The 25594-nt window shown below is 42.0% G+C and carries 23 protein-coding genes; 7 read left to right on the top strand and 16 right to left on the bottom strand.

What is annotated here, in order from left to right:
- Positions 1-29: 29 nt before the first annotated feature.
- Positions 30-419, bottom strand: coding sequence for a hypothetical protein (locus FHS10_RS18875; RefSeq protein WP_259093429.1), 390 nt, complete (start codon positions 417-419; stop codon positions 30-32).
- A 356-nt stretch (positions 420-775) separates the two neighbouring features.
- Positions 776-2752 carry a S9 family peptidase gene (locus FHS10_RS18870; RefSeq protein WP_259093427.1) on the bottom strand — a complete coding sequence of 659 codons (1977 nt, stop codon included), beginning with the start codon at positions 2750-2752 and terminating at the stop codon, positions 776-778.
- Positions 2753-2907: 155 nt separating this feature from the next.
- Here FHS10_RS18870 and FHS10_RS18865 point away from each other — a divergent pair, with 155 nt between their 5' ends.
- On the top strand, positions 2908-3267 hold the full coding sequence (locus FHS10_RS18865; protein WP_259093426.1) for a hypothetical protein: 360 nt from the start codon (positions 2908-2910) through the stop codon (positions 3265-3267).
- Between the two features lie 201 nt (positions 3268-3468).
- Here the strand turns inward: FHS10_RS18865 and FHS10_RS18860 are convergent, their stop codons facing one another.
- Together FHS10_RS18860 and pyrF are read right to left on the bottom strand one after the other, a co-directional pair.
- Positions 3469-5445 (bottom strand): S9 family peptidase, encoded by a 1977-nt coding sequence (locus FHS10_RS18860; RefSeq protein ID WP_259093425.1) that lies wholly within the window; start codon positions 5443-5445, stop codon positions 3469-3471.
- Positions 5446-5808: 363 nt separating this feature from the next.
- On the bottom strand, positions 5809-6639 hold the full coding sequence (pyrF, locus tag FHS10_RS18855; protein ID WP_259093533.1) for an orotidine-5'-phosphate decarboxylase: 831 nt from the start codon (positions 6637-6639) through the stop codon (positions 5809-5811).
- A gap of 353 nt (positions 6640-6992) precedes the next feature.
- Between pyrF and rho the strand changes: the two genes are divergently transcribed.
- Both rho and pssA read left to right on the top strand, forming a co-directional pair.
- Positions 6993-8624 carry a transcription termination factor Rho gene (rho, locus tag FHS10_RS18850; RefSeq protein WP_259093424.1) on the top strand — a complete coding sequence of 544 codons (1632 nt, stop codon included), beginning with the start codon at positions 6993-6995 and terminating at the stop codon, positions 8622-8624.
- Positions 8625-8714: 90 nt separating this feature from the next.
- Positions 8715-9455, top strand: coding sequence for a CDP-diacylglycerol--serine O-phosphatidyltransferase (gene pssA, locus FHS10_RS18845; RefSeq protein ID WP_259093423.1), 741 nt, complete (start codon positions 8715-8717; stop codon positions 9453-9455).
- A 226-nt stretch (positions 9456-9681) separates the two neighbouring features.
- Here the strand turns inward: pssA and FHS10_RS18840 are convergent, their stop codons facing one another.
- Positions 9682-10059, bottom strand: coding sequence for an Hpt domain-containing protein (locus tag FHS10_RS18840; RefSeq protein WP_259093422.1), 378 nt, complete (start codon positions 10057-10059; stop codon positions 9682-9684).
- 24 nt (positions 10060-10083) lie between these two features.
- Positions 10084-10563 (bottom strand): 2-amino-4-hydroxy-6-hydroxymethyldihydropteridine diphosphokinase, encoded by a 480-nt coding sequence (folK, locus tag FHS10_RS18835; RefSeq protein ID WP_259093420.1) that lies wholly within the window; start codon positions 10561-10563, stop codon positions 10084-10086.
- Positions 10564-10650: 87 nt separating this feature from the next.
- Here folK and sppA point away from each other — a divergent pair, with 87 nt between their 5' ends.
- On the top strand, positions 10651-12420 hold the full coding sequence (gene sppA, locus FHS10_RS18830) for a signal peptide peptidase SppA (RefSeq protein ID WP_259093419.1): 1770 nt from the start codon (positions 10651-10653) through the stop codon (positions 12418-12420).
- 101 nt (positions 12421-12521) lie between these two features.
- On the opposite strand, the gene FHS10_RS18825 is transcribed toward sppA, so the two are convergent.
- Positions 12522-13013, bottom strand: a complete 492-nt coding sequence (locus tag FHS10_RS18825; RefSeq protein WP_259093417.1) for an Lrp/AsnC family transcriptional regulator — start codon at positions 13011-13013, stop codon at positions 12522-12524.
- A 124-nt stretch (positions 13014-13137) separates the two neighbouring features.
- Here FHS10_RS18825 and FHS10_RS18820 point away from each other — a divergent pair, with 124 nt between their 5' ends.
- Positions 13138-14589: an MFS transporter gene (locus FHS10_RS18820; RefSeq protein WP_259093416.1), complete on the top strand. Its 1452-nt coding sequence runs from the start codon at positions 13138-13140 to the stop codon at positions 14587-14589.
- Here FHS10_RS18820 and FHS10_RS18815 read toward each other — a convergent pair.
- From FHS10_RS18815 to FHS10_RS18780, 8 genes are all read right to left on the bottom strand, one after another.
- Positions 14540-15016 carry a SixA phosphatase family protein gene (locus tag FHS10_RS18815; RefSeq protein WP_259093414.1) on the bottom strand — a complete coding sequence of 159 codons (477 nt, stop codon included), beginning with the start codon at positions 15014-15016 and terminating at the stop codon, positions 14540-14542. The two genes, FHS10_RS18820 and FHS10_RS18815, sit on opposite strands and share 50 nt — an antisense overlap.
- A 79-nt stretch (positions 15017-15095) precedes the next feature.
- Positions 15096-15782, bottom strand: coding sequence for an outer membrane beta-barrel protein (locus FHS10_RS18810; protein ID WP_259093412.1), 687 nt, complete (start codon positions 15780-15782; stop codon positions 15096-15098).
- A gap of 139 nt (positions 15783-15921) precedes the next feature.
- A complete protein-coding gene (locus FHS10_RS18805; RefSeq protein WP_259093411.1) occupies positions 15922-16602 on the bottom strand; it encodes a porin family protein in 681 nt (226 codons plus the stop codon).
- Positions 16603-16682: 80 nt separating this feature from the next.
- Positions 16683-17648 carry a glycosyltransferase family 9 protein gene (locus FHS10_RS18800; RefSeq protein ID WP_259093409.1) on the bottom strand — a complete coding sequence of 322 codons (966 nt, stop codon included), beginning with the start codon at positions 17646-17648 and terminating at the stop codon, positions 16683-16685.
- A 13-nt stretch (positions 17649-17661) separates the two neighbouring features.
- On the bottom strand, positions 17662-18165 hold the full coding sequence (gene rfaE2, locus FHS10_RS18795; RefSeq protein WP_259093408.1) for a D-glycero-beta-D-manno-heptose 1-phosphate adenylyltransferase: 504 nt from the start codon (positions 18163-18165) through the stop codon (positions 17662-17664).
- Positions 18166-18173: 8 nt separating this feature from the next.
- Positions 18174-18734, bottom strand: a complete 561-nt coding sequence (gene gmhA, locus FHS10_RS18790) for a D-sedoheptulose 7-phosphate isomerase (RefSeq protein ID WP_259093406.1) — start codon at positions 18732-18734, stop codon at positions 18174-18176.
- Positions 18735-18823: 89 nt separating this feature from the next.
- Positions 18824-19810 (bottom strand): D-glycero-beta-D-manno-heptose-7-phosphate kinase, encoded by a 987-nt coding sequence (gene rfaE1 / locus FHS10_RS18785; RefSeq protein WP_259093404.1) that lies wholly within the window; start codon positions 19808-19810, stop codon positions 18824-18826.
- Between the two features lie 173 nt (positions 19811-19983).
- The gene (locus tag FHS10_RS18780) at positions 19984-21669 is read right to left on the bottom strand and encodes a DNA polymerase/3'-5' exonuclease PolX (protein ID WP_259093403.1); all 1686 of its coding nucleotides are present in this window, start codon (positions 21667-21669) and stop codon (positions 19984-19986) included.
- 392 nt (positions 21670-22061) lie between these two features.
- Here FHS10_RS18780 and FHS10_RS18775 point away from each other — a divergent pair, with 392 nt between their 5' ends.
- Positions 22062-22811, top strand: coding sequence for an ankyrin repeat domain-containing protein (locus FHS10_RS18775; protein ID WP_259093401.1), 750 nt, complete (start codon positions 22062-22064; stop codon positions 22809-22811).
- Positions 22812-23016: 205 nt separating this feature from the next.
- Positions 23017-23943 (top strand): hypothetical protein, encoded by a 927-nt coding sequence (locus FHS10_RS18770; RefSeq protein ID WP_259093400.1) that lies wholly within the window; start codon positions 23017-23019, stop codon positions 23941-23943.
- A 253-nt stretch (positions 23944-24196) separates the two neighbouring features.
- On the opposite strand, the gene dprA is transcribed toward FHS10_RS18770, so the two are convergent.
- The gene (dprA, locus tag FHS10_RS18765) at positions 24197-25294 is read right to left on the bottom strand and encodes a DNA-processing protein DprA (protein WP_259093398.1); all 1098 of its coding nucleotides are present in this window, start codon (positions 25292-25294) and stop codon (positions 24197-24199) included.
- Positions 25295-25594: the final 300 nt, after the last annotated feature.

Raw genomic sequence — 25594 nt, 5'->3', positions numbered from 1 at the left:
TAGGGCCTAACATTTTTAAACAGGAAAGATCAAATACGGAAGGAGCAGTAGGAAAGGTATGCATACCGGCAGTCATCGGCCGGTACGTTAAACAGGTATTGCCATGGCTTTAGCTTCCAAACCTGTAACGTAAAAAAAACAAGAATAAAACCGGTGATAACCGCTTTAAGCAGATCTATAGCCGATTTTTTATCGTTAACAACTACCTTATCTGTACGCTGAATGAAATTAACATGTACAGCATTAAGGGTTGCATTATCCGAATTTCTTTTAAATATAGAATTATGACTTATAGCAAATTGGCTGCCTTCCCCGGTTAGCCTGGGAAGTAAAAAGATATGCGAAACCGCTATAAAAAAATAGCAGGACGCCACAAACAGCACCTGTAATTCTTTAAATATGTTTTGCTCCCTTTTCAACACAATTGATATTTACATGCAAACATCAAAATAAAAAATAAGTTTTTGTGCAAAAGTATTGTTGCAAAAGGGAGTCTTCATTATTTCTACATAAATCTATTTACTCCCCTTTTAGGGCGCTGTTGCCTGTATACATATTTCTAATTAAAGGAAAATGTCATTTCGAACGAGCAAGCGCGGGGAAAAAGCAGGGCTGCGAGGAGAAATACGCCCAGGGTGATCGAATGTCCGCTTTTACAAGATTTCTCCTCACCTCCGCCGCGCTCCTCCACCGGTTCGTTCGAAATGACATCGTTTTTGTTTAGTGACACGATTCCAAAAAGATGTTTACACATAGTAACGTTAGCGGCCAGGACTTACTTCAAATACTTATCATACCATTCAATATAGCGCTGCAACCTATCCACCTGGTAACTTGGCACGGTAATGCCATGAAACTGACCGGGATAAAGCACCATCTGCGTAGGTACCCCCTGAGATTTAAGTGCCTGGTACATTTGTTCGCCACCTCCAGTTGGCACATTAAAATCCTTTAAGCCCGACATGAACTGGGTTGGGGTTTTTATTTTATCGGCATGAAAGAAAGGGTATGATAGCTTGATGTATTTTTCGGAATTTTTCCAGGGAAAGCCTAATTCATTATCGTACTGTATAACCCACTGGTCGCTGCCATAAATGGCCAGTTGCAGTGCGCTGCCTGCGCCGCTTGAGGCGGCCTTAAAACGCGGATCTGTAGCTATAGTATAATCTGTTAAAATACCGCCGTAGCTCCAGCCACCTATGCCTAAATGGTCGCGGTCGGCAACACCAAATTTAACCAGCTCATCAACAGCGCCTAAAAGGTCCTGCACTTCTTTATTACCCCAATCGGCATAAATGGCCTTGGTATATTCGAGGCCGCGACCGGTACTACCACGGTAATTAACAGCCGCCACCGCGTAGCCGGCTGAAGCAAGCGTTTGGCGGATCATATCGAACTCAAACTCATCCTGATCTGTAGGGCCGCCATGGATGTAAAGAATAAAAGGCATCTTTTTGGTCACCACGCTATCTGGAGTATATAAAATGCCCGACACTAACGTACCATCATTACTAAACGATTGGAAGCCCTTCACATAGGCCAGTTTGATTTTACTTAACCACTTATCCTGGTGAAAAGTGAGCCGCCTGATCTTTCCGTTTTCAATGGCTACCAGCTCGTGAGGCATGTACGGCGTGGTCATTTTAGCGATCCACATGCCGGGAGTATGCCCTATTAAACTTTCAAAGCTGCATTGCCCCTTATAAACCGTGGTTGATTTTTTAAGCAGCAAATTGTATTGCGCCACGTACCTGGTGCGGTCGTTGCTTACCAGATACACTATATTTTTGCTATCTCTGCTCCAGGCATGGTTGCTTACCGGCCTGTCAAGCGCTTCGGTAAGTACTTTATTGTTTTTGCCGTCAGCATCCATAATGCACAGCAGATCGTGCTGGTATATGTAATAATTGGCATCGCTGGTTGAGCGCAGGTAAGCAATATGCCTGCCATCCGGGCTCCACACCGGCTGAATATCATGCCCCGTAAAAGTGGTTAGCTGTTTGATCTCGCCGTCATCCTTTGCCTCCACGGTAAAAATATCCGAGTTTTCGTTTTTATCAGGATCGATAGTATGGTTGCTTACAAAAGCTATCGTCTTTCCGTCCGGACTCCATACCGGCGAATCATCATCCCTATCCCCATTGGTTAGGGTATCCAGTTTTTTACTCTCGATATCATACAGGTACAAGTGTGAATGCCGGTGCTGCAGGTAGCCCTCAATATCCTGCTTAAAATGATAACGGTCTATTTTTATTGGTGGGATGGTTTTAGGTTCCTTACCATCATTTTCGGGGTCTTTAATGATGAGTGCCAGTTTCTTATTATCCGGCGACCATACATAATCTTCCAGCTCGCCTTTTTTAATATCGGTTAGTTTATGCCCCTCACCTCCACGCCGGTCCATCAGCCAAATCTGTCCCCCGTTTTTAGAATCACGCTCGCTTATAAACGACAGGTTTTTACCGTCCGGTGTCCATTTAGGTGACGAAGCAGCCTCATCGCCATAAGTTAGCTGGATAGATTGTTTGCCATCAAAACTCTGCATCCAAAGGTGCGATACCCGGTTATCCTTAGCCGTATCAACCTCCGAAAGCTCATAAACCAGCCATTTACCATCGGGCGATAAAGCCGGATTTTGCAAAGTGGGGATATTGTTGAAATCGGTTGGCTTGAGTGGCCGTTTGGCTGTTTGGGCAATAGCACCACTAAACAACCATATAGCAACAAACACAGATAGTATGTTTTTATTCATAGCGATAGGTAAGCACTAATTTAACAGGACGTAATTTAATAATTAATAACACAACAGACACCAATACCTTAAAATGTGACGTTTTATAAATTTTAGGCGATTGATAACCTATTAATCAAAAGGGTATGTATTTTTGAGTATTAAATGATTTACCCATGTATAACGAATATCAAAAACTCAGCAAATCAGATAAAAAAGTGGTTCGCGAACTTATTGATAAAGGTATTGCCTCCGAATTTAAAAAAGGCATGGAAGAACTTGACCTGATAATGCAAAAATGGAGAGATGAAGGTGTTAATGATCAGCAACATTATGCAGAATTATATGGAGCCATACGTGATTTTGATAAATATATAGCAAGGCGATATGATGACCTCCGCGGTTCAAGATATGTTTCTACCCTTACCTTTATGATTGCCGATGATATCGTTTCAATCTCTGATCTTGACGGTTTAAGCACAGAATTTAGAGATGAAATGGCCTCGGTTGTTAAAAAGATCAAAGATTCAAATTAAAAACCTCTCCTTTCAGTGGTAAATCTGCGAAATCGCTTTTAAAATTTCCGGATAAGGTAATAGCTTGCAATAAGCAGAATAGGTAACCGCTATGCGGCATCTTACCCGGTTCTTTTCTTTCTACAAACAGGTAGCCGCTATGCGGCATCAAAAAACCAATAAGATAAAAGAATACCGCATAGCGGCTACCCCTTTGTAGAACTATTTCTTCAAATACTTATCATACCATTCCACATAACGTTGTAGCCTATCTACCTGGTAACTTGGTTTACTGATGCCATGGAATGAATTTGGGTAGAGGATTAGTTCGGTAGGAATCCCTTGCGACCGTAGTGCCTGGTACATTTGCTCGCTACCGATAGTAGGCACGTTAAAATCCTTGAGGCCAGACATATATAATACCGGTGTTTTTATCTTATCTGCATGAAAAAACGGGTATGATAGGGCAATCCACTTATCCGCGTTTTTCCAGGGAACGCCCAATTCATTTTCATATTGCAATACATATTGATCGCTGCCGTAAACAGATAGTTGTAGCGCGCTGCCGGCGCCACTTGCAGCGGCCTTAAAACGGGTATCAGAGGCGATGGTGTAATCTGTAAGGATGCCGCCGTAGCTCCAACCGCCAATACCTAAATGATCAGGATCAGCTATGCCTAATTTTTCAAGCTGATCAACAGCGCCTAACAGGTCTTTTACTTCTTTATTACCCCAATCGGCAAAAATGGCCTTGGTATAATCCAGGCCACGCCCGTTACTGCCACGGTAATTTACACCGGCAACAGCGTAGCCCGCACCAGCCAGTACCTGCCTTGTGGCGTCAAATGAAAACTCATCCTGCCCAACCGGCCCGCCGTGGATAAACAAAATGAAGGGTAGTTTTTTTGCATTGCTATCCGGGGTTAATATAATGCCGTTAACCAAAGTGCCATCAACACTGGTTGATTGAAAACCCGCAACATGGGCCAGTTTAACAGTATTTAACCAGGCCTGCTGATGGAAAGTTAAACGGCGCAGTTTGCTGCCCTCTAAAGCAAATAGCTCGGCCGGGGTATAGGGGTCACTTTTTTGCACCGCCAGGTTGCCGTTTAAACCCGAGTTAATATCGCTAACACTATACTCACCTTTGGTTACTGTACTTATTTTGCCGTTATTAATATTTACGCTGGCAACGTAACGTTCCCGGTCGTCGGCTACTAAAAATAAAATATTTTTGCTGTCCCTTGCCCAAACCTGGTCGCCAACGGGGCGGTCAAGCTGTTGGGTAAGGATCTTTTTGTTTGAGCCCAACACATCAGTGATGCAAAGCATATTTTGATCATACATCATATAATCAGCATCGCTGGTTGAGCGTAAATAAGCGATATACCTGCCATCTGGGCTCCATTGCGGGTTACGGTCGGGCCCTTTCCAGCTGGTAATTTGCAGCATGGTGGCGTTGGTGTGGGCATCAATGGTAAAAATATCAGTATTCTCGTTTTTATCAGGATCAACACTGCGATTGCTCACAAAAGCGATGGTTTTACCATCTGGCGACCATACCGGCGATCCTTCATCTTTATCACCTTTAGTTAGCGTATCCAGCTTTTTAGTTTCCACATCAAACAGATATAAATGCTCATGCAAATGCTGCAGGTATCCTTCTATATCCTGTTTAAAATGGTAGCGATCAATAACAATTGGTTTGGGTGTTTTGGGTTCTTCTTTACCCTTATTCTCCGGATCGCCTATTACCACAACTAATTTCTTACTATCTGGCGACCAGGCGTAGTCGCCCACATCACCTTTAATATCTGTAAGCTTAACGCCTTCACCGCCTCTGCGGTCAATCAGCCAGATCTGTCCGCCATTTTTTGAATCTCGGGATGAAACAAAAGAAAGATATTTACCATCTGGTGACCACCTTGGCGATGAGGCAGGTTCGCCGCCATGCGTTAGTTCCAATGATTCCTTACCATCCCAGCTTTGCATCCACAGGTGCGATATCCGTTTGTCCTTTGCTGTATCCACTTCAGATACACTATAAGCCACCCATTTGCCATCCGGCGAAAGCTGCGGATCACTCACGGTAGGTATGCGGTTAATATCTAAAGGTTTGAGGGGCTTTTTATCCTGCGCAGCGGCATAAAAGGAAACTAAAAATGAAAGGGCAATGGCAGAAAGTAGGGTTCTTTTCATATTGTGAACTTACAAGGCTGTAAGTTATGAAATAGTACCTTATTTTATTTCGGATTTGGGAATTTCGATTTCGGATTTACAAAGGGATGATTGTTTGGAGGAAATTTGTCTGAACCCGGATTAAACGGATTTTTCAGATTACCAGGATTTTGATTGTCTGAACCAGAATTTTCAGATTTTTTTAGAACCGGGATTTTTAGGATTAAGCGATGAACAGGATTCTTTGTAGCGAAAAAAATCCTGTTAATCCTCTAATCTGAATAATCCCGGTTCAGACAAAAATCATTTTCAAATCTTCAAATTCTCAAATTTTCAAATTAAAAAATCATCTGCACATCTGAAATCTACACACCTGCACATCTACTATATAATTCCTGCTTTTTCCAGTTCTATCTGCATTTGTTGCTGCAGGCCCTGGGCTTCTGCACGGGCGGCTTCGGCAAAGTTTTCGTCGTTACCGGCGTATATGATAGATCGGGATGCGTTAACGATGAGTCCACAATCTTTGGTGATGCCGTATTTACATACATCCGCTAAACTACCGCCTTGTGCACCTATCCCGGGCACCAGTAAAAAGTTATCGGGAGCATATTCGCGGATGTTGGTAAACTCGGTGCTTTTGGTGGCGCCCACTACGTACATGATCCTATCGGCACCCGCCCAGGTATTTGCTTTTTTAATAACAGTTTCATATAAATAACCATCACCTGTTTGCAGGTATTGAAAATCTTTACTGCCTACTGATGATGTTAGTGCCAGAATGATTACCCATTTGCCTTCATAAGCCAGGTACGGTGTAACGCTATCATTACCCATATATGGTGTAATGGTAATAGCATCAAAGCTCATGCCCGATGCATCTTCATTAAAAAAAGCCTGGGCGTATTTATCAGAGGTGTTACCGATATCCCCTCTTTTGGCATCTATTATATTTAAGGTATCGGCAGGAAGGTATTTCCAGGTATCAATGAGGCTTTGCAGGCCTTTTATGCCACGGGCTTCGTAAAAAGCGGCGTTAGGCTTATAGGATACACACAAATCTTTAGTGGCATCAATAATGCGCTTATTGAACTCAAAAATAGGATCGGGGTATTCTTTTAAAAATTCGGGGATCTTATTAATATCAGTATCAAGACCAACACATAAAAAAGATTTTTTTTGTTTGATCTGCTCTATTAGCTGCGCGCGGGATATCATTGAAGGATGGTGTTAAATATTCTGATTGTCAAAAAAACTAAAAATTTAGCTTAAAGGCCATAACAAAGCAAATATTTATTTAATTAATTTGAAATAAAGAAATATTTGTTTAGAATTGCATCGTTTTCCTTTGAATTTTTCTTGCACTAAAGAAACAATTTAAGATCCCACGATATTTATTAGTAAATGCTTTGAATGGGTTTGGATGTTTATTTAATCAATGCTTCAAGATCAATTTCTTATAATAATGCCCTTGTGTAACACTAAAAGCATATATGCACATGGTGTCGTTATTACCGTTTGAAAACAAATTACGATATTAAAAATCCCTTTGAACTATAATTCATATCATGTCTGATAAAATCGAATTGAACGACAAACTCGTATCAGAGTTGCGCGAAATTGCAAAAAATTTAGGTATTGGTGAGGCTGACGAACTACGCAAAGCGCCCCTGATAACCCGTATTGTTGAACAACAACAATTGATTGAAGCCGCAAGGGCACAGCAAAACATTGTTGAACAAAACTATTCACCAATTACACCCGAGCCCGCTGTTGAAGCAGGTGCCGAAAAAGCACGCAAACGTACCCGTGTATTAAAGCCAAAAACACAACCCCGCGTTGAAGTTCCGTTAGATGATACCAACCTGTTTGATCAGGAAGAAGAAGATCAGCAAAACAATGAAGACGCGCAAAACGATATCCCTACCCCTGTTGCTGCCGAAGTTTCAGACAACCAGCCAGGCGAATCAGCACCAAAAACAGAAAGCCCGGTAACTGAAGCCCGCCCGCAAAAATTTGACAGGCGTGCCAATGGTACCAATCCCAATCAGCAAAAAAGCCAGGAACCGGCTATCAACCTTGATTTTGATAATGTTATAGTAAACGAAGGCGTATTAGAAATTATGCCCGATGGTTACGGTTTCTTAAGATCATCTGATTATAACTACCTTACTTCTCCCGATGATATTTACGTATCACAATCGCAAATAAAACTTTTTGGCTTAAAAACAGGTGATACCGTTCGCGGCAGCATCCGTCCGCCAAAAGAGGGCGAAAAATATTTTCCTTTGGTGCGTGTTGAAGCCATTAACGGCCGTATCCCTGCCGAAGTGCGTGATCGTGTTCCGTTTGATCACTTAACACCGCTTTTCCCTTCAGAAAAACTGAGCCTGTTCACTGATGCTGGTAATTATTCAACCCGCATTATGGATTTGTTCTCGCCTATTGGTAAAGGTCAGCGTGGTTTAATTGTGGCCCAGCCTAAAACAGGTAAAACCATGTTATTAAAGGATGTGGCCAACGCCATTGCCCGTAACCACCCAGAAGTATATCTTATTATATTACTGATTGACGAACGCCCTGAGGAGGTTACCGATATGGCCCGCAGCGTACGCGCCGAAGTGGTATCATCAACATTTGATGAGCCTGCAGAGCGTCACGTAAAAATTGCCAACATTGTTTTAGAAAAAGCAAAACGTATGGTAGAGTGCGGTCATGACGTAGTGATCCTGTTAGATTCTATAACCCGCTTAGCACGTGCCTATAACACCGTTGCACCTGCATCCGGTAAAATATTATCTGGTGGTGTTGACGCGAACGCTTTACACAAACCCAAACGTTTCTTTGGTGCGGCCCGTAACATTGAGGATGGCGGTTCATTAACCATTATCGCTACAGCGTTAACAGAAACCGGCTCAAAAATGGATGAGGTTATTTTTGAAGAGTTTAAAGGTACAGGTAACATGGAGTTACAACTGGATCGTAAACTTTCAAACAAACGTATTTTCCCGGCTATCGATATCACTGCTTCAAGCACCCGTCGTGACGACTTGCTGCTTGATCGTGAAACCCTGCAACGCATCTGGATTTTACGTAACCACCTGGCTGATATGAACTCACAAGAATCAATGGAGTTTTTACAAGCACAAATCCGTGGTACAAAAACCAACGAAGAATTCCTGATCTCAATGAATTCGTAATATTTGGGCGATAATGAAGTTATATTTAATGTTAATATTATTTGTAACTTCATTATTACTTAATAAAATCTTGATAACTTCATGCCCGAAATGAGGAGACGAGTTAGAAAACACCTGCCGAATGCCATAACCTGTGCAAACCTGTTCAGTGGTTGTATTGGTATAGTCTTTGCTTTTCAGGGTAATTTACTGATTGCATCATATGCAATTTTCTTAGCAGCAATTTTTGATTTTTTTGATGGTTTCGCATCAAGGGTGCTTAACTCCTATTCTTTTATAGGTAAAGACCTTGATTCGCTGGCCGATATGGTAAGTTTTGGCTTTTTGCCTTCGGCTATATTGTATGAACTGCTTTTAAAAGCTCCTCAAATAAACCACGTGAGCGAGTATTTAAATTACCTGGCGTTTTCAATAACCGTATTTTCGGCATTACGGCTGGCTAAGTTTAATAACGATACCCGCCAGTCTGATAGTTTTATCGGGTTGCCTACACCTGCCAATGCAATCTTTATCGCATCGCTGCCTTTGATCATTGATCAGTATGAGGTTTTAGCAAGGTTTATTTTAAACCCATACACACTAACAGTTTTAATCATTGTAATGTGTACCCTGCTGGTATCAGAGATTCCGTTAATGTCGCTTAAATTTAAAAACCGCGATTTTAATAAAAACTTTTTCCGCTATTTACTACTCCTGTTTTCGGCAATACTTATTCTGTTCTTTAAATTTGTGGCAGTGCCGGTGGTGATATTCATATACATTACCTTGTCACTCATTCAAACTAAAATAGCAAGTGAGCATATCATAACCGGTCATCAAAAAGATAGCTAATCCTTAGGTGAAAGGGTAAGGGATAAAGGCGAAAGGTTTTTTGCAGATAATCGATCTAAAATTATGGAATAAAAAAGGCTGTCTTATAGACGGCCTTTTTCTTTTGATCACTTCTGGTTCAAGACAACAATTTACAAGTATTACTAATAAAAAAGGTCGCATCTTTGGATGCAACCTCCGGTATTATTTTAAAACTCAAGGCAAACCTTTCGCCTTTCACCTCTAATTAAAGGCTTGCTTCTTTCTCTGCTTTAATTTGTTTTAAAGTAACAAGGTTAGCTTCAACGGTAGCTTTTACCTGGGCAAATTTTGCAAATATCTGTGTTGGATTTTCCCCTCCCGCTTTACATGCCAATTCCACTTCCTGTATAGTGGCCTGGCTTATGGGCATACCAAAAAAGCCAAGGTTGGGTTTTAATTTATGCGATGCCTTACCAGCCTCTGTCCATTCACCGGCATCAAGCGCGTTGCTTATAGTACTCAGTAACTGAGGCGTTTGCTCAAGAAACATCCCGATTGATTCAACAATAAATTCATCGCTTCCATCGGCAATCTCATAAAGGAAGGAAAGATCAAAGTCTTGTTCTGGTGAAATATCTGACATATAAAGATTTGTGATTACTCAAAATTATACTTTTTTTACGACCAACCCGTCAATAAGTTCGTTTTTTAGTGTTAAAATATTTTTTTTTATCAGCGGGTGTATAAAATCGGGAGCTATCTGGGCCAGGGGCTCCAAAGTAAACCTCCGCTTATGCATTTCGGGATGCGGCACCTTCAAATTGGGTTCATCGATAACAGCATCGCCATAAAACAATATATCAATATCTATAGTACGCGAACCCCACTTTTCCTCGCGTCTGCGACCTAATAATAATTCAATGTCCAGTATTTTTTGCAGTACAGTTTGGGCCGGCAAATCCGTTTGCAACAACAGCACCTGGTTCAAATAATCCGGCGCGTTGGCTTTGCCCCATGACTGAGTTTCGTAAACATCCGAAGCCTGTAAAACCGGCGCAATATCAGTTTCAATATGCACAATTGCCTGTTGCATAAATGCGTTCCTGTCACCAAGATTGCTCCCTAAAAGTAAAAAAACATTAATCATGTTGTAACAAATATTATAGAAGCAGCTCTTAACATTATACGGTACCGAATTACTAAGTTTGCATAGATAAAAAGATTTATAATATTAATGAAACAATTCTTCAAATTCGTTCTGGCCTCTATGTTAGGTGTGTTATTAATTGGGGTGATCCTGATTGTGTTGGTTGTTGGTATAGTAGTTTCGGCAAGCAGTGATAAATCGGTTGATGTTGAACCCAATTCTGTACTGCACATGGCGTTCACCACCCCCATAACCGAACGTACGCCCAATAATCCGCTTGCCGGACTGAGTTTTTTAGGATTGAACAGCGAAAAATCAACCGGGCTTAATGACATTTTAGCCAATATTAAAAAAGCCAAAACCGACTCAAACATCAAAGGCATTTTCCTTGATGAAAGCTACATGACATCGGGCCAGGCCACTACAGAAGAGATCCGCAATGCGCTTATCGACTTTAAAAAATCGCACAAGTTTGTGATAGCTTATTCAGAAGTATATACCCAGGGATTTTATTACCTGGCCTCGGTTGCCGATAAAGTGTACATGAACCCTAAAGGCATTTTTGAATTTACCGGCTTTAGCCAGCAGGTTACCTTCCTGAAAGGCGCGCTGGATAAATTAGGCATAGAAGTTCAGATTATAAAGGTGGGCACTTATAAAAGCGCTGTTGAACCTTTGTTCCTCACCAAAATGAGCGATCCTAACCGTTTGCAGGTTACCTCCTACTTAGGTTCGTTATATGATCATTTTTTAACAGGCATCAGCAAAAGCCGCGGTATCAATAAAGATTCGCTATTTAATTATGCTAATAGTGCCCGCGTTCAGTTCCCTGAGGACGCTTTGAAGTTGAAGTTGATTGACGGGTTGAAATATAAAGATGAGATCCTTGACGAATTGAAAACGCGTACAGGCGTCAGCAAAACCGCCAATGTAGTTAGCGTTGATTTAGACGAATACACTAAAAGTAAAGCCGATAACGCCGATGATGATGCATCATCAAAAAAACAAATCGCTATTGTATACGCCAATGGCGAGATCTCTGGCGGCGAGGGGGACGATAATAGTATAGGATCTGAAAGAATTTCAAAAGCCATTCGCAAAGTGCGCCTGGATAACAAGGTAAAGGCTGTGGTATTGCGTGTAAACTCGCCAGGCGGCAGCTCTTTGGCATCAGATGTGATCTGGCGCGAGGTTGCCTTAACCAAAAAAGTAAAACCCATTATTGTGTCTATGGGCGATTACGCGGCATCAGGCGGATATTATATCAGCTGCGCGGCAGATTCTATCTTTGCAGAACCAAATACCATCACCGGCTCGATAGGTATTTTTGCCATATTGCCTAACATGCAAAAACTGTTTAATGACAAATTAGGCGTAACCTTTGATGGTGTAAAAACCGGGAAATTTGCTGATTTAGGCGATATTAGTCGCCCACTGAGCCCTGAAGAACGAGCCATTTTACAAAACAATGTAAACCATGGTTATGACGAGTTTACCAAAGCGGTAGCGGCAGGCCGAGGTAAAACACAGGAATATATTAACAGCATTGGCCAGGGGCGTGTATGGACTGGCAGCCAGGCCATTAAAATAGGATTGGTTGACCGTTTAGGTAATATCAATGATGCTATAGCCAGCGCTGCAAAAAAAGCTAAACTAACAAACTATAATGTAGTGGCTTATCCCGAGCAGAAAAGCTTCTTAAAACAGTTAGATGGCGATGTTACCAACCAGATGAAAGTAAAAATGATGCGATCTGAACTGGGTGATAACTATCGCGTTTACGAACAGCTAAAAGGCCTCACCCAAATGGTGCGTACCCCACAGGCACGGCTACCATATGATATTGTGATCAAGTAAGTTTAGTTTATATTTTGAAAGAAGAGCTGCCCTATAGGTGGCTTTTTTTATTTTGTTGTCATTTTAGCTCGCGGTAGTTATAGGATAACAAATTTTTTCGTCTACACCAACACATGCGTTTGCTTAATCACATCCATCACAAAAATGCTTTTGGTTTGACCAATATTTGGGACTTCGCTTAGTTGGTTCACAAAAAATTTGTGGAAGCTTTCCATCGACGTGGAGACTATTTTAAGCATAAAATCAAAATCGCCGGATATGTTGTAGCATTCTATTACTTCCTTAAATTCAACAACGGCACCTAAAAATTGCCCCGCGGCTTTTTTGTTATGCTCTTTAAGTGATACATGGCAAATCACCATGATGCCTTTGTTTACTTTGCGGTTATCTAACAAAGCGCCGTATTGAAGTATTACGCCCTGCTGCTCCATCCGTTTAATCCGCTCATGCGTGGGCGTCGAACTCAGGTGCACCTTTGAGGCAATTTCCCTTACCGTTAGCTTGGCGTTGGTTTGCAGTAATGCCAATATCTCGTAGTCCTTTTTATCCAATCCCGAAAATTGTACTCCCTGTTGTTCTGTCAGCAGTTCCATAAATCAATCTACATTACGTTTTGTTCTTTTAAAACTACAAAATACACAATACTGTTCCAAAATTAAAACGTATAATAAATCGCATTTTCTTATTTTATAATTTTGACAGGACAAAATAAAAACTATGTCAAAAAAGAACATCATTTTAATTATAGCGTCGATGGGGATTTTCGTGGAGGCTTTGGATATCGCTATCATTAACCTGGCTATTCCTTCTATACAAAAAACATTCCTGCTTAGCGGCGATAAGGTACAATGGCTGCAAACCTTTTACGTGCTGTTTTATGGTGGTTTCTTGATTATCGGCGGCAAATTATCTGATGTTTTTGGCCGCAAAAAGATCTTTCTTGCCGGTTGTTCGTTATTCCTTGTTACCTCATTGGGCGCAGGTCTTGCCGGCTCATTTGAACTCCTGTTACTTTTTAGGGCGATACAGGGTTTGGCAGCTGCCTTTGTAATGCCATCGGCCTTTGCCATTGTTAATTACTATTTTACAGAAACACATGAACGCGGCAAAGCCATTGGCATTTTCAGCTCTTTTGCTGCAATTGGTTCAGGGAGCGGCCTTTCGTTGGGTGGCCTTATTTCCAGTTACTGGGGATGGCAATGGGTATTTTTTATTAATGTACCCGTATTAGCCGCTGTTATTATATTGGCAGCCATATTGTTAGAAAAAGAAAAAACTGTTAAGGCTCAAAAACCAGATATTCTTTCGGGCTTACTATTGGTAACAGGATTGGTGATACTATCTTTTATAGTTCATTTACTACCCAACTTTGAGCAAAATAGCAAATTGCTATTGCCTTTAGTAGCTGCACTTGCTGGTTGTATTTATATGGTACGTTACAGGATAACAAAGGGGAAAAATCCTCTGATCGATCCTTCGCTATTCCGTATCCCTTCCCTATCCGCAGGAAATGGTGCGTTTATAGCATTGGGTGCTTTTTTTACAAGCTATTTGTTTTTAATTTCGATAGTACTGCAACAGGATATGCATTTTAGCGCGGCAAAGGCCGGGCTTATCCTGGTACCTTATAGCCTGCTTTCGGCTGTAGTTGCCCGGTTTATATTGCCGTCTATTTTGTTAAAGCTAAAAGTTGTTGGCACCGCGTTGCTGGGTATGTTTTGCATGTTGGCCGGCGGACTGGTATTTTTTTTAGCAGTACAGCATGATACCCTTACCTTACTGCTTTGCGCTGCGGCCCTCATTTCTGGCCTGGGGATGACTATTTGTTTCACCAGTTTCTCTGTATTAGCCATACAACAGGTACCTGCCGCCCATGTGGGAATAGGTTCAAGTATGACTACTACCGCTTATTTTTTTGGTGGCGGAATGGGAATTTCCCTAATAAGTGTATTTATGCCGCACAATCATTTGCAGCATGAGGTGGGCAGGGTACCGGCTATTATTTTATGCTTATACGCAGCCTTAGGAGTTATATGGCTATTATGGTACAACAGAAAGCAATCAGCAAACAACAGCACACAAGATATAAGCTATCCCAATGCCGATAGCTTAACCGCGACTACCCCTTTGGCGAATCAAAAAATGCCAGGTGACCGTCTTCTTCAGTAATAGATTGCCAATCATCGTTATCAAAGTTGATAAAGGCAACAGCACAAGTTGGCAAATCCCTCACCTGTCCGGTTAAATAGTATAAAGCCTGGCTAATGCCGGGGTTGTGCCCCACTATGGCAATAAAATCGTGCCCGTTGGGTAAATCATTGATAACCCTTACCCAGGTTTGCTCGCTGGCTTCGTAAATCCGCTTATCGGTACCGGGGGTGGCCAATTGAAGCTGGTTTGCAAAAATATCGGCGGTAGTTTGCGTGCGTAACGCGGGGCTTGTTATAATAACCTGCGGAATAATAGATTGCCCCTTTATGACCTGTGCCATTGTTTTTGCATCTTGCTTACCCGATTCTTTTAAGGGTCTGTCAAAATCGGCATAACCACTTTCGTGGGTTGCTTTGGCGTGGCGAATAAGGAGCAGTTTTTTCATTTTGGATGTTAGCGGTAGCAGTATTTATACCACCTGTTTTAAAATATAAGCAGGGCAGGTTGTTTTTGTTTTATCAAACTTAAAAAACAAAACCTACCGAAACCCCTAAAGTACGGGTTTTAAAATTCCGGCCGTCGGCATTGGGCAGTATGTTTGATAAGCCTAAATCATAATTAAGGTTTAGCAGTAAGCCGCCTTTTAGTTTGATACCGGCAAGGGCATTGGCACCTAAATCATAAGGTTTAATGTCATCATTATCACCAAACTTTACTTTCTCATCTGATGAAAAGTAAGTATGCGTACCATTACTATTATTATCGGCAGATTGTTTGTGCTTACCGTATACACCCAACCCTACATACGGACCGGCGCCGATATAAAAATCGCCAACCACAAAGGGCACATGGTAAAGTACATTTACCGGCACCTGTACATAATACAAATGATATTTACTATCTACCGTACTTACCGATCCATTAGGAAGCTGGCCTGTAACACCGTTAAAAGTGCCACCTTTTCCTGTTAAACTCACAGCCGGCTGCAACGAGAAATGCCCCATTTTTACATCTATAAAAACACCTACATTAAACGAAGTTATTGACCCGGAATGAGCAATAAGATTGGTACCCGCCACAGTTTGACTTTCTGTTCCCGAACCGCTGATGGTTGCAAAATTAACGCCTCCCTTTATACCAATACTTGGTAATTGCGCAAAAACGGCTATAGAGGAAGCTATCAAAAACAACGAGAGTATTAATTTTTTCATACGCTTAGGCTATTGGTTTACCAAATGTATAAAATATAGTAAATAAAATGAGGCTGCTGCAAGCGGTTATTGCTGCGTATAAAATCACATCCTCCTGAAGAACAACTTAACCGAACGCCGGCAGCTCCCCCCTTATTTGTTAAAACACTATTCCCACAGAAAAACCCAAAACATGATTGTGCCTTTTGACTCCGCTCCCGTTTACTGCTATATCAGAGATCCCAAGATCATAATTGGCGCTTAACAGAATCCCATTAGTCAATTTAAAACCAGCTAAAAAGGTAGCGCCATAATCACGGGATTTAAGGTCATCGCCTTCGGTGTTTCCGAACTTTAAATTCCTGTCGATATTGGTAGTCTGACTTTCGAAGCCCGGGTCACCTTCCTGCGCATAAGTTGACGACCCTGTTATTTTGCCCGACACCGCGAACGCCGCGTACGGACCGGCCCCTAAAAATATCTCGCCGGCAACAACCGGGATGTGGTACAAAACAGGTACCGGAACCTGTACATAAAAGGGATTAAGTTTGGCGCTGTAACCGCCAACAATATCGGTGGCTGATATGAATTGACTTTCTTTACCACCTTTGCCGGCAAAATAAGCTCCGGGCTGTACAGACCAGTTACCCAACCGAAGATCGGCAAAAGCACCAATTGCAAACGAGGTTATGGAGCCCATTGATGATCTTAGTGTAGTGTAACTATACTTATTGTTTAAGCTTGCCAGATTTACACTTCCTTTGATGCCTAAAGAAATTGATTGCGCGAAAGAAACTGAAGCTGTGGCTGATAAAAGCAGGAGCAGGAATACTTTTTTCATAGATAAGGTTTGATTATTGTTAAAGGTTAATCACAAGTCTTTACGCAATAAACAGCACCAGTATAACAAACCTGATAATATTATTTATTTACAAAATCGATAATACCATCAAGCGGCATATCATTCATGCATTTAAAATGCCCAAGCGGACATTTTTCAAGTCCGAATTTTGAACAGGGCCTGCAATTCAGGTCGATACCTGCAACCAGCACATCCTTAACCATATAGGGTTGTACACCTAACAATTCGGGCACGGTACCTCCCCATACAGATACAATTGGCCGGTTAAAAGCTTCGGCGATATGGGTAAGGCCGGTATCAAAACCGATGATGCTTTCGGCCTTAGATACCAGGAAAACAGATTCATCGAGCGAAGTTATTCCACAAGCATTATAAACAACATCACCTAATGCAGTGGCTATCACATCGCCATTGGCCTTAACATCATTACCGCCCAGCAATACTATAGGTATTTTTAGCTCACGGCATAAGCTGATGATCTTCTCATTAGGCATCCGCTTGGTAAAATGTGTTGCCCCTATAATAAAAGCTGTATATCTTTTTTGATGTGATGGAGGCAGTAATTTGCTTAACTGGTGCTCTGCCTTAACATAATAATCAATCGGCTGGCCATCGTTCACCACACCCAAAGGCTTAGCTGCAACAAGGTAACGATCAACCAGGTGCGTTGGCGCTATCAGCTTTAGCTTAAATTTTAAGCTAAGCCATTTTTTAATGGGCTGTTTTTTATAAGTACTGGAGGGAATACCGGTACGCAATTTAATAATGGCGGTGCGTAGGTTATTGTGCAGATCAACAATGCAATCGTATCGCTCCGCTTTAATTTCATCAATGGTTTCTGTTAGCGTAGCTTTTAATAGCAGCAACTTATCTACATAGGGGTTATTATCGTAAATATATTTAAAGGCCGGCTTTGTTAAAAAATGAACTTCAGCATTAGGTACCTGCTTTTTTATACACCTTACAACAGGCGTGGTATATATAATATCGCCCATCGAGCTAAAGCGGATCACCAGTATCTTCATGTTGCTGCCCCTATCAGGTAGTTTGGCTCCTGATTTTGTTTATGATGGAGGTTGACGAATACCCCTCAACAAAATTAATAGTTTTTACCTCGCCACCGTTTGCTATAACTTCTTTAGCACCAACTATATTTTCGACAGCATAATCCGCACCCTTTACCAGGTAATCGGGTAATACTGTACTGATAAGATTAAGCGGTGTATCCTCTTCAAAAACAACAACAGCATCCACAAAAAACAAGGCTGCCAATAAAGCGGCCCGGCTGCTTTGATCATTAACCGGCCGGCCTTCGCCTTTAATCCTTTTTACAGAACTATCAGCATTAAGGCCGATAATTAGTTTATCGCCCAACTCGGCAGCTTTGGCAAGGTAGGTGATGTGCCCAATGTGTAAAAGATCAAACACCCCGTTGGTGAAAACCACTTTTTTGCCTTCGGCCTGCCACTGTTGCACCTGTTGTTTAAGTGCATGCACATCGCTAATCTTACCGGTGAGTGTTTTTTCGAGATCTATTCTCATTTCTTATTTTAATTGTCAAACATGTCATCAACCGCCTGGCACATAATATGCCCTATCAATATATGCATTTCCTGGATACGGGCGGTAGCGTTTGATGGTATAATAATATTTAAATCGCAAATACCGTTCATTTTGCCGCCATCCCTGCCCGAAAGACCTAAAGTTTTGCACCCAAACTGAGTAGCCGTTTCAAAAGCGTTTAAAATACTTTGGCTATTGCCGCTTGTGGAGATGCCTATAAACAAATCACCTGGCCTGGCAAAGGCTTCCACCTGGCGTGCAAACACCCTATCAAAATGGTAATCATTAGCAATAGCCGTAAGTGCCGATGTATCAACCGTTAAGGCAATCCCCGGGAAAGCTTTACGCTCTTTTACATACCTGCCGGTTAGCTCGGCTGCAAGGTGTTGCGCATCGGCAGCGCTGCCACCGTTGCCGGCAAACAAAACCTTGTTGCCATTTTTCAGCGTATCAACCATCATTTTACAGGCCTTTTCAATATCACCGGTGAGCGTATCAATAACTAATTGTATTGTATGTTGATGATCCTTTAATTCTTTTAAAACCATTCTTTAGTTTTGAGTATTGTTTCTTGAGTTCCGCGTTTTTTTTAATTCGGTCTTTGCTCCTTTGTCTAAAAATCCTTGCTCCAAAAGCGTTAGCTTTTCTCCATATCAGCTATGATCTCATCAATAGTGGCCGATGCACTGCCAACCTGCCTTATTACAATAGCGGCGGCATGATTGGCCAGCTCGCAGGCTTCTTCAATGCTTAAACCGGCGGCCATAAAATATACCATTGCAGCCAGCACCGTATCGCCGGCACCGGTAACGTCAAATACTTCGGTAGCTTTTACCGGCAATAATTTGTAAGCCAGTTCGTCAATAATCAGCATGCCTTCTTCCGATAGCGTGATCACCAGGTATTCGGTATTGGTTTGCTCAAATATTACCTTCGCGGCCTGTTGTAAGCTTTCAATTGAATTGGCCTTTTCAACTTTGGCAGCCTCCATTAATTCCTTACGGTTTGGCTTAATAATAAAGGCCCCTTTATATTTTTCGTAGTTTAATCCTTTGGGGTCAATAACTACCTTTTTGCCGTATTTATTGGCTTGTTTAATAACCCTTTGTGTTAACGACGGCGAAAACAAGCCTTTGTTATAGTCAGATAAGATCACCATATCTGCCTGCTCAATATAGTCGCCTAACTTGCCCAATAATTCGTCCTCTATATCAACCGAAACCGCGTCTGTAACTTCCCTATCAACCCTAACCAGCTGGTGGCTACCTGCCAAAACACGCGTTTTAACAGTGGTTGGGCGGCTACTGTCTTTAATAATCGTATTAACAGATACCCCCTCGTTACTCAATATATCAATAACCTGGGCTGCGGCAACATCATCGCCAATAATCCCCGCTACGGTAACAACGGCGCCTAAAGCCACCAGGTTTTGCACCACGTTACCTGCACCGCCAAGGGTATAGGTCTCTTTTTTTACATTCACAATAGGCACCGGTGCCTCTGGCGAAAGCCGGTTAGCGCCACCTATAATATAATGGTCAAGCATCAGATCGCCAATAACCAAAATAGCCGGTTTGGTAACTGCTGCCTGTATAGTACGGATCTTATGTCTTAGTTCGTTCATTGGTTCACTGGTTCATTAGTTCATTGGTATGCATGGAGTTGAACCTTTTTTTTCTTGTTAATTATTCGGCGTGCCTATAAATCGTTTGTCCTTGCTCTTTAATCCAAAGGTCCTTGCTCTTTTGTCTAAAAGTCTTTGCTCCTTCGTCCAAAAGTCCTTGCTCCCAAAATCCTTTATCTACCAACGGCACCCCGTTTCTTTTCAAATACTTTGGTAATTTCTGGTAAGGATAACGCGTTTAAGCACATTTCCTTATATACACCACCTTTGCGGGCGGCTAAAATACCATAATGCATATCTAAATGGCCTTCTACCCTGTGGGCATCTGGATTTATGGATAACATAACGCCTTTTTCCAATGCATATTGATGCCAACGCCAATCTAAATCAAGTCGTAACGGGTTTGCGTTTATCTCAATCACCACATTATTTGCGGCACAGGCGTCAATTATCTTTTTATAATCAATTGGGTAACCTTTGCGGCTTAGCAATAGCCGGCCGGTGGGGTGGCCTAATATAGTAGTATATGGGTTTTCAATAGCGGTTATCAATCTTGATGTCGCTTTGGTCTCATCCATTTTAAGGATCGAGTGTACCGATGCTACAATAAAATCAAATTTGGCCAGGATCTCATCCGGGTAATCCAACCCACCATCATACAATATGTCCGATTCTATTCCTTTAAATATATGGAAGCCATCCAGTTTTTTATTCAAACCATCAATTTCTTCCTGTTGCTGCAGTACACGTTCAATGGTTAAACCTTTGGCATAAAAAGCACTCTTGCTATGGTCGCACATGCCCAGGTATTCCAGTTTCAGCGTGTCCTTACAATACAGCGCCATTTCTTCCAGTGTATTTACGCCATCGCTCCAGGTGCTGTGGTTATGCAGACTACCTTTCAGATCGTGCCAGTTGATAAGAGTTGGCAACTCATTTTTCTCGGCCTTTTCAATAAATGTGGTTCCTTCACGCAGTTCGGGCTGCATCCAGCCCAGGCCGGCTTTGGTATAAATCATTTCCTCGGTATCCGGCTGTTCTATATCTTCGGTGATCCTGGCAAGTACGGCCTGCACATGATCGTCGGTACCAGTGTTTATGAATAATTCCTTATAGTAATTATCCTTGCTTACACATATAATATTAACCAGTAAACCATTACTCAACTCACCAGAAATATGATTTTCATTCTGGGCCACATTTTGTAAAATATTCGATGCCAGCAAAGTATTATAAGCCGTCTCCTGGTCAATACTGCCAATCACAATTACAATTTCGGTAATGATATCGTTTAGTCTCCTGAACTCGCCCGCAAAATGTTTCAATGCACCTGGGAACACGGCTTTTATCTCATCCATCAACTCGTTGGCTTCCTTCTCAACCTGGGCAAACAGGAATTTACCATTACTGGCCATCCTGAATTCAATAGCCTTACGGATCTCTTCCTGTGTTTTTAACCCGAAACCTTTGGCCTCAATCAACCGGTTTTCGTTACAGGCATAGTAAAGCTCCCCGGTGTTTTCAATACCCAGTTCCTTCCAAATGATGGCTACTTTTTTTGGACCTATTCCCTTAATGCCCATCATTTCCACAACCCCCTCGGGAGTTTTAGCCAATAACTCTTCTATCTCGGCCATGGTGCCGGTTTCAAAAAGTTCAATGATCTTGCCGGCAATGCTTTTGCCAATGCCATCAACTTTCTCTAACTCCTCCAGCGTTTTGCCGGCAATAGGGAAAGGCAGTTTATCAACCTTAAAAGCGGCATTAGCTATTGATTTAATTTTAAAAGGGTTAACCTCATGCAATTCCATGAGTTGCGATAGTAAGCGAAGCTTGCGGGCTATGGGTTTATTTTCCATAATGAAATTGAGCGGTAAAAATACAAAAAGGCTTTGTAATGACAGCCCGGGCTGGGTGTTTGTTTTGGGTTGTTAAATATTTGTTATAATATCTAAGCCTTTTAAATAGGATAAAATTTAAATTGGGGGCTTAGTTTTTAGAGCTTCTTATTTAGAATTTGAATTTTAGAGTTTAGAATTTATCCTTTAAGATTTAATATTAATGCCGTTACCTGCGGCCCAGGCTATCTGCTCATACTGCGCAGGCCTTAATCACGGGCCGGTATCCGCTTCTATCCTTAACGGGGAATTGTCCGAATCAGAATCTGCAAAATTTTAGAATTATCAGGATGCAAATGTGAATATGACCGGTTTATCTTTAACTTTATATAAAGCGACACTATTATATTATAATGCCCGATTACAACCAAATTCTTTACGCCATAGAAGTCCACTCCGTTGAGGGCATCAGCCAGTATTTTAGTGAAGGCGGTAATCCGAATGAAATTCATCATGGTGTGCCATTGTTCACTACCATAGTAGAGATGTATTACCGCAGCCCTAAATTTAAAGATTGTGTAAGAGCTTTTATAAATGCCGGGCTGGAGTTTGCTGACCAGGCTTTATTAGCAGTACTGGCTCATGACGCTGAAAGCTTAGCAACGGCTGTCACCACGGATCCAGCCATCATTTCAAAAACCTATACCTTATATAATAATACATATACTCCCCTAACTGGCGGCACGCTCATGCATTTTTGCGCCGAATACAACAGCCTTGCCTGTGCCCAAATACTTTTACAACACGGTGCCGATGTAAATGCCAAAGCAGCATACGACGAATTTGGCTTTGGCGGCCACACTCCTATATTCCATACTGTTAATCAAAACGGAAACGCGTCTGTAGATATGCTCCACTTCCTGCTGCAAAATGGCGCTGATCTCGGGCTTACTGTAAAAGGACTTACCTGGGGAAAAGGTTACGAATGGGAAACGTTTATTCCGGCTGTTAACCCCATCAGCTATGCCATGATGGGTTCATTACCCCAATTCCATCGCAAGGAAAAAACCGTAACAGAAGTAGTAAGTCTGCTGATAAAACATGCCTACGGCATCAGCTATGTGCCCCAAAACGTACCCAACGCCTATTTAAAGCGGGGTTAATTTAACCTATCGTAAAAACACCATGCGTTATAGGTAATTATACGCCCTTCAATATCAGTGATAACACGTCTGCTATCACGTAGAAGCGCTGCCTTATTCTTTGAGCGGTTTATGAAATTTTGTGATGAAGATATCGGCATACAACCATTGCTATATCACTCATAAAATAATTACTCAATTCATTAACCAACAAAATTATCCTATTATGAAAAAGATCAACTATCTATTCCTGTTATTAACAGCCGGTACGCTGTTTGTAACCTCTTGCGGTAAAGACGGTGCCGTTGGCCCCGCAGGTGCTACCGGTACTACAGGCGCTACAGGTGCCGCTGGCGCAGTAGGCGCAACCGGTGCCGACGGTACAAAAATTTACTCGGGCACCGCCGCACCAGATGCAACCTTAGGTGCAACCGGCGATTTCTTTATCAACCTTACCACCAGTGGCTTTTATGGCCCTAAAACAGCGGCCGGCTGGGGATCACCATTTAGCCTTAAAGGTGCAACCGGCGCTACAGGAGCTACCGGTGCCAGTGGAACAAACGGCTCAACCATCCTGAGCGGCAACACCGCACCGGCTGCAAGTGTTGGTGTAAATGGCGATTACTATTTAAATACAGTAAATTACTCGTTTTACGGCCCTAAAACAGGGGGTACCTGGCCTGCCCCGGTAAACCTGAAAGGCCCCAAAGGCGATCCGGGTACAGCAAACGTGATCTATTCTGATTGGTTTACGCCATCTACCTATACTATTACTACTGTTTTCAGTACAAAAACCTTTACTTATAATATGCCCGAACCCAAAATCACACAAGATATTCTTGACAAAGGTGTTGTAGTTGTTTTTGCTAAATTAAACGGCTACAATCCGGTAATATGGCCTACCGACCAGGTATCACAATTGCCTGTAGTAATTAATTACCTATCCGGCACCACGCCCGAAATTGACACATGGTCGGGCTTGTACTCGCTTGGTAATGTACAGATCAGCTTAAAAAATAACAATAACGTGTACGGCAGCATTTCAAATGCACATAGTTACAGGTACGTAATTATACCTGGCAGTGTAAAGATCAGCTCGCTTAACCTAAAAAATTATAATGAGCTGAAAGCCCAACTACATATCCAAAACTAATTTAGTAAGTAGTAAGTAGTAAGTAGTAAGTAGTAAGAAAACTTATTTAAACTTGCGAAGTTTTAAAAACTTCGCAAGTTTTTGCCGCACTAATTGCCTACATATTATATTAAAGAACACAACCCAAAATACCGATGGCAAAACCACCGGTATTTCCATTTTTATACCCTATTATATAGTACTTTTTGTCAGTATTAATCAACCTTCTTGATACTTGATACTTGATACTTACTACTTGCTACTAAACTAAATCCTACCCCACCCTATACGTTTTCCCAGGCAACGACCGGATATAGCCCTGCATTTCCATATTAAGCAGGTTCATGGCCAGGATGCTCATGGGCATGTTGGCTTTTATGGTGAGGTCATCAATAGCCAAAGGGACTTTATGCTGCTGTAAAATATCAAAGATCAGGCGCTCATCATTAGTCAGATCCAGCGGTAACGAAAACTGCTCAACAGGCCGGGTACTATCCGGTTTATCCCAGCCCAGGCTAAAAGCCAGATCGGCAACGCAGGTGAGCAGGCTTGCCTTGTTATTACGGATCAGGAAGTTACAGCCTTCAGAATACATATCATCCAACCGCCCCGGGAACGCAAAAACATCCCGGTTATAAGAGTTAGCTATTTCGGCGGTGATCAACGCACCGCCTTTAATGCCGGCTTCAATCACTACGGTAGCATCTGTCATACCGGCAACTATGCGGTTACGTTGCGGAAAATTTTCCCTGTCGGGGATAGTCCCCGAGGGGTATTCGGTGAGTAACCCGCCATTTTCCAGCATCCTTTCGGCTGTTGCGCGGTTTTGGCTGGGGTACATCCTATCCAGTCCGTGGCCCAATACCCCTACTGTGGGTAGGTTCAACTTCAGGCATTCTTTATGGGCAGCTACATCAATACCTAAGGCCAACCCGCTTACTATTAAAACATTGTATTGCTGCAGCTCCTCAATTAGCTGGTGACATAGTTGTTTGCCGTAATCGGTAGCGTTGCGGGTACCTACTATACTGATCACCTTGGGCAGGTTCAGTTCCATGTTACCTTTTGAGTAAAGCAATACGGGCGAATCGCCACAGTTTTTTAAGCGTTTGGGGTAGCGGGCATCGGTATAATATATAATGTCGATATCGTGCTTCTCTGCAAACAGGATCTCCCTTTCGGCCAATCTCAAAGCCTCTTCAAAATCCCATTGCGTGGCCCTTTTCTCGCCAATACCGGGTATGGTGGCCATTTTAGCCGGCGAAGTTTTAAAAACCTCCTCGCTCCCACCTAAATAAGCCATCAATGATTTGGCCGCCACCGGCCCAAGGTTTTTTATAAATGATAAAGCGACGTTATGAAGCAAAGACATATAACAGATGTGCAGATTTTAAATGTGCAGATATGCAAATTTAGCTGCATCTCCGTTGCCACGAATATAGATAAAATCCTAATATTTTTAGCAAACGAAAGAATTTGTCTGAACCTTGATTCGCCGGATTATAGGATTGCCAGGATTTTTCTGTCTGTCAAAATCTAAATAATCAGATAAATCTGTTTAATCCCGGTTCAGAAAATAATCTGCATATCTGAAATTTGTATATCTGCACATTTATTTTCAGAAAACTATAAAAATAGTTTGCAAACTATAAAAATAGTTATACCTTTATTG

Origin of the sequence: Mucilaginibacter dorajii, from assembly GCF_024808255.1 — a bacterium.
GTDB classification, from domain to species: Bacteria; Bacteroidota; Bacteroidia; order Sphingobacteriales; family Sphingobacteriaceae; genus Mucilaginibacter; species Mucilaginibacter dorajii.
The sequence above is the reverse complement of the archived record's forward strand: the minus strand, read 5'-3'. Positions and strand labels throughout refer to the sequence as shown.

Bases quoted from the DNA above. Each gene is read 5' to 3' on its own strand.
- FHS10_RS18815 (WP_259093414.1), bottom strand. From the start codon at position 15,016: ATGAAAAAACTGCTCCTTATTCGCCACGCCAAAGCAACCCACGAAAGT.
- FHS10_RS18775 (WP_259093401.1), top strand. From the start codon at position 22,062: ATGCCCGATTACAACCAAATTCTTTACGCCATAGAAGTCCACTCCGTT.
- FHS10_RS18780 (WP_259093403.1), bottom strand. From the start codon at position 21,669: ATGGAAAATAAACCCATAGCCCGCAAGCTTCGCTTACTATCGCAACTC.
- FHS10_RS18820 (WP_259093416.1), top strand. From the start codon at position 13,138: ATGTCAAAAAAGAACATCATTTTAATTATAGCGTCGATGGGGATTTTC.
- dprA (WP_259093398.1), bottom strand. From the start codon at position 25,294: ATGTCTTTGCTTCATAACGTCGCTTTATCATTTATAAAAAACCTTGGG.
- FHS10_RS18840 (WP_259093422.1), bottom strand. From the start codon at position 10,059: ATGTCAGATATTTCACCAGAACAAGACTTTGATCTTTCCTTCCTTTAT.
- rfaE1 (WP_259093404.1), bottom strand. From the start codon at position 19,810: ATGAACGAACTAAGACATAAGATCCGTACTATACAGGCAGCAGTTACC.
- FHS10_RS18810 (WP_259093412.1), bottom strand. From the start codon at position 15,782: ATGAAAAAATTAATACTCTCGTTGTTTTTGATAGCTTCCTCTATAGCC.
- rho (WP_259093424.1), top strand. From the start codon at position 6,993: ATGTCTGATAAAATCGAATTGAACGACAAACTCGTATCAGAGTTGCGC.
- gmhA (WP_259093406.1), bottom strand. From the start codon at position 18,734: ATGGTTTTAAAAGAATTAAAGGATCATCAACATACAATACAATTAGTT.
- FHS10_RS18805 (WP_259093411.1), bottom strand. From the start codon at position 16,602: ATGAAAAAAGTATTCCTGCTCCTGCTTTTATCAGCCACAGCTTCAGTT.
- rfaE2 (WP_259093408.1), bottom strand. From the start codon at position 18,165: ATGAGAATAGATCTCGAAAAAACACTCACCGGTAAGATTAGCGATGTG.
- pssA (WP_259093423.1), top strand. From the start codon at position 8,715: ATGAGGAGACGAGTTAGAAAACACCTGCCGAATGCCATAACCTGTGCA.
- sppA (WP_259093419.1), top strand. From the start codon at position 10,651: ATGAAACAATTCTTCAAATTCGTTCTGGCCTCTATGTTAGGTGTGTTA.
- folK (WP_259093420.1), bottom strand. From the start codon at position 10,563: ATGATTAATGTTTTTTTACTTTTAGGGAGCAATCTTGGTGACAGGAAC.
- FHS10_RS18865 (WP_259093426.1), top strand. From the start codon at position 2,908: ATGTATAACGAATATCAAAAACTCAGCAAATCAGATAAAAAAGTGGTT.
- FHS10_RS18800 (WP_259093409.1), bottom strand. From the start codon at position 17,648: ATGAAGATACTGGTGATCCGCTTTAGCTCGATGGGCGATATTATATAT.
- FHS10_RS18825 (WP_259093417.1), bottom strand. From the start codon at position 13,013: ATGGAACTGCTGACAGAACAACAGGGAGTACAATTTTCGGGATTGGAT.
- FHS10_RS18860 (WP_259093425.1), bottom strand. From the start codon at position 5,445: ATGAAAAGAACCCTACTTTCTGCCATTGCCCTTTCATTTTTAGTTTCC.
- FHS10_RS18770 (WP_259093400.1), top strand. From the start codon at position 23,017: ATGAAAAAGATCAACTATCTATTCCTGTTATTAACAGCCGGTACGCTG.
- FHS10_RS18870 (WP_259093427.1), bottom strand. From the start codon at position 2,752: ATGAATAAAAACATACTATCTGTGTTTGTTGCTATATGGTTGTTTAGT.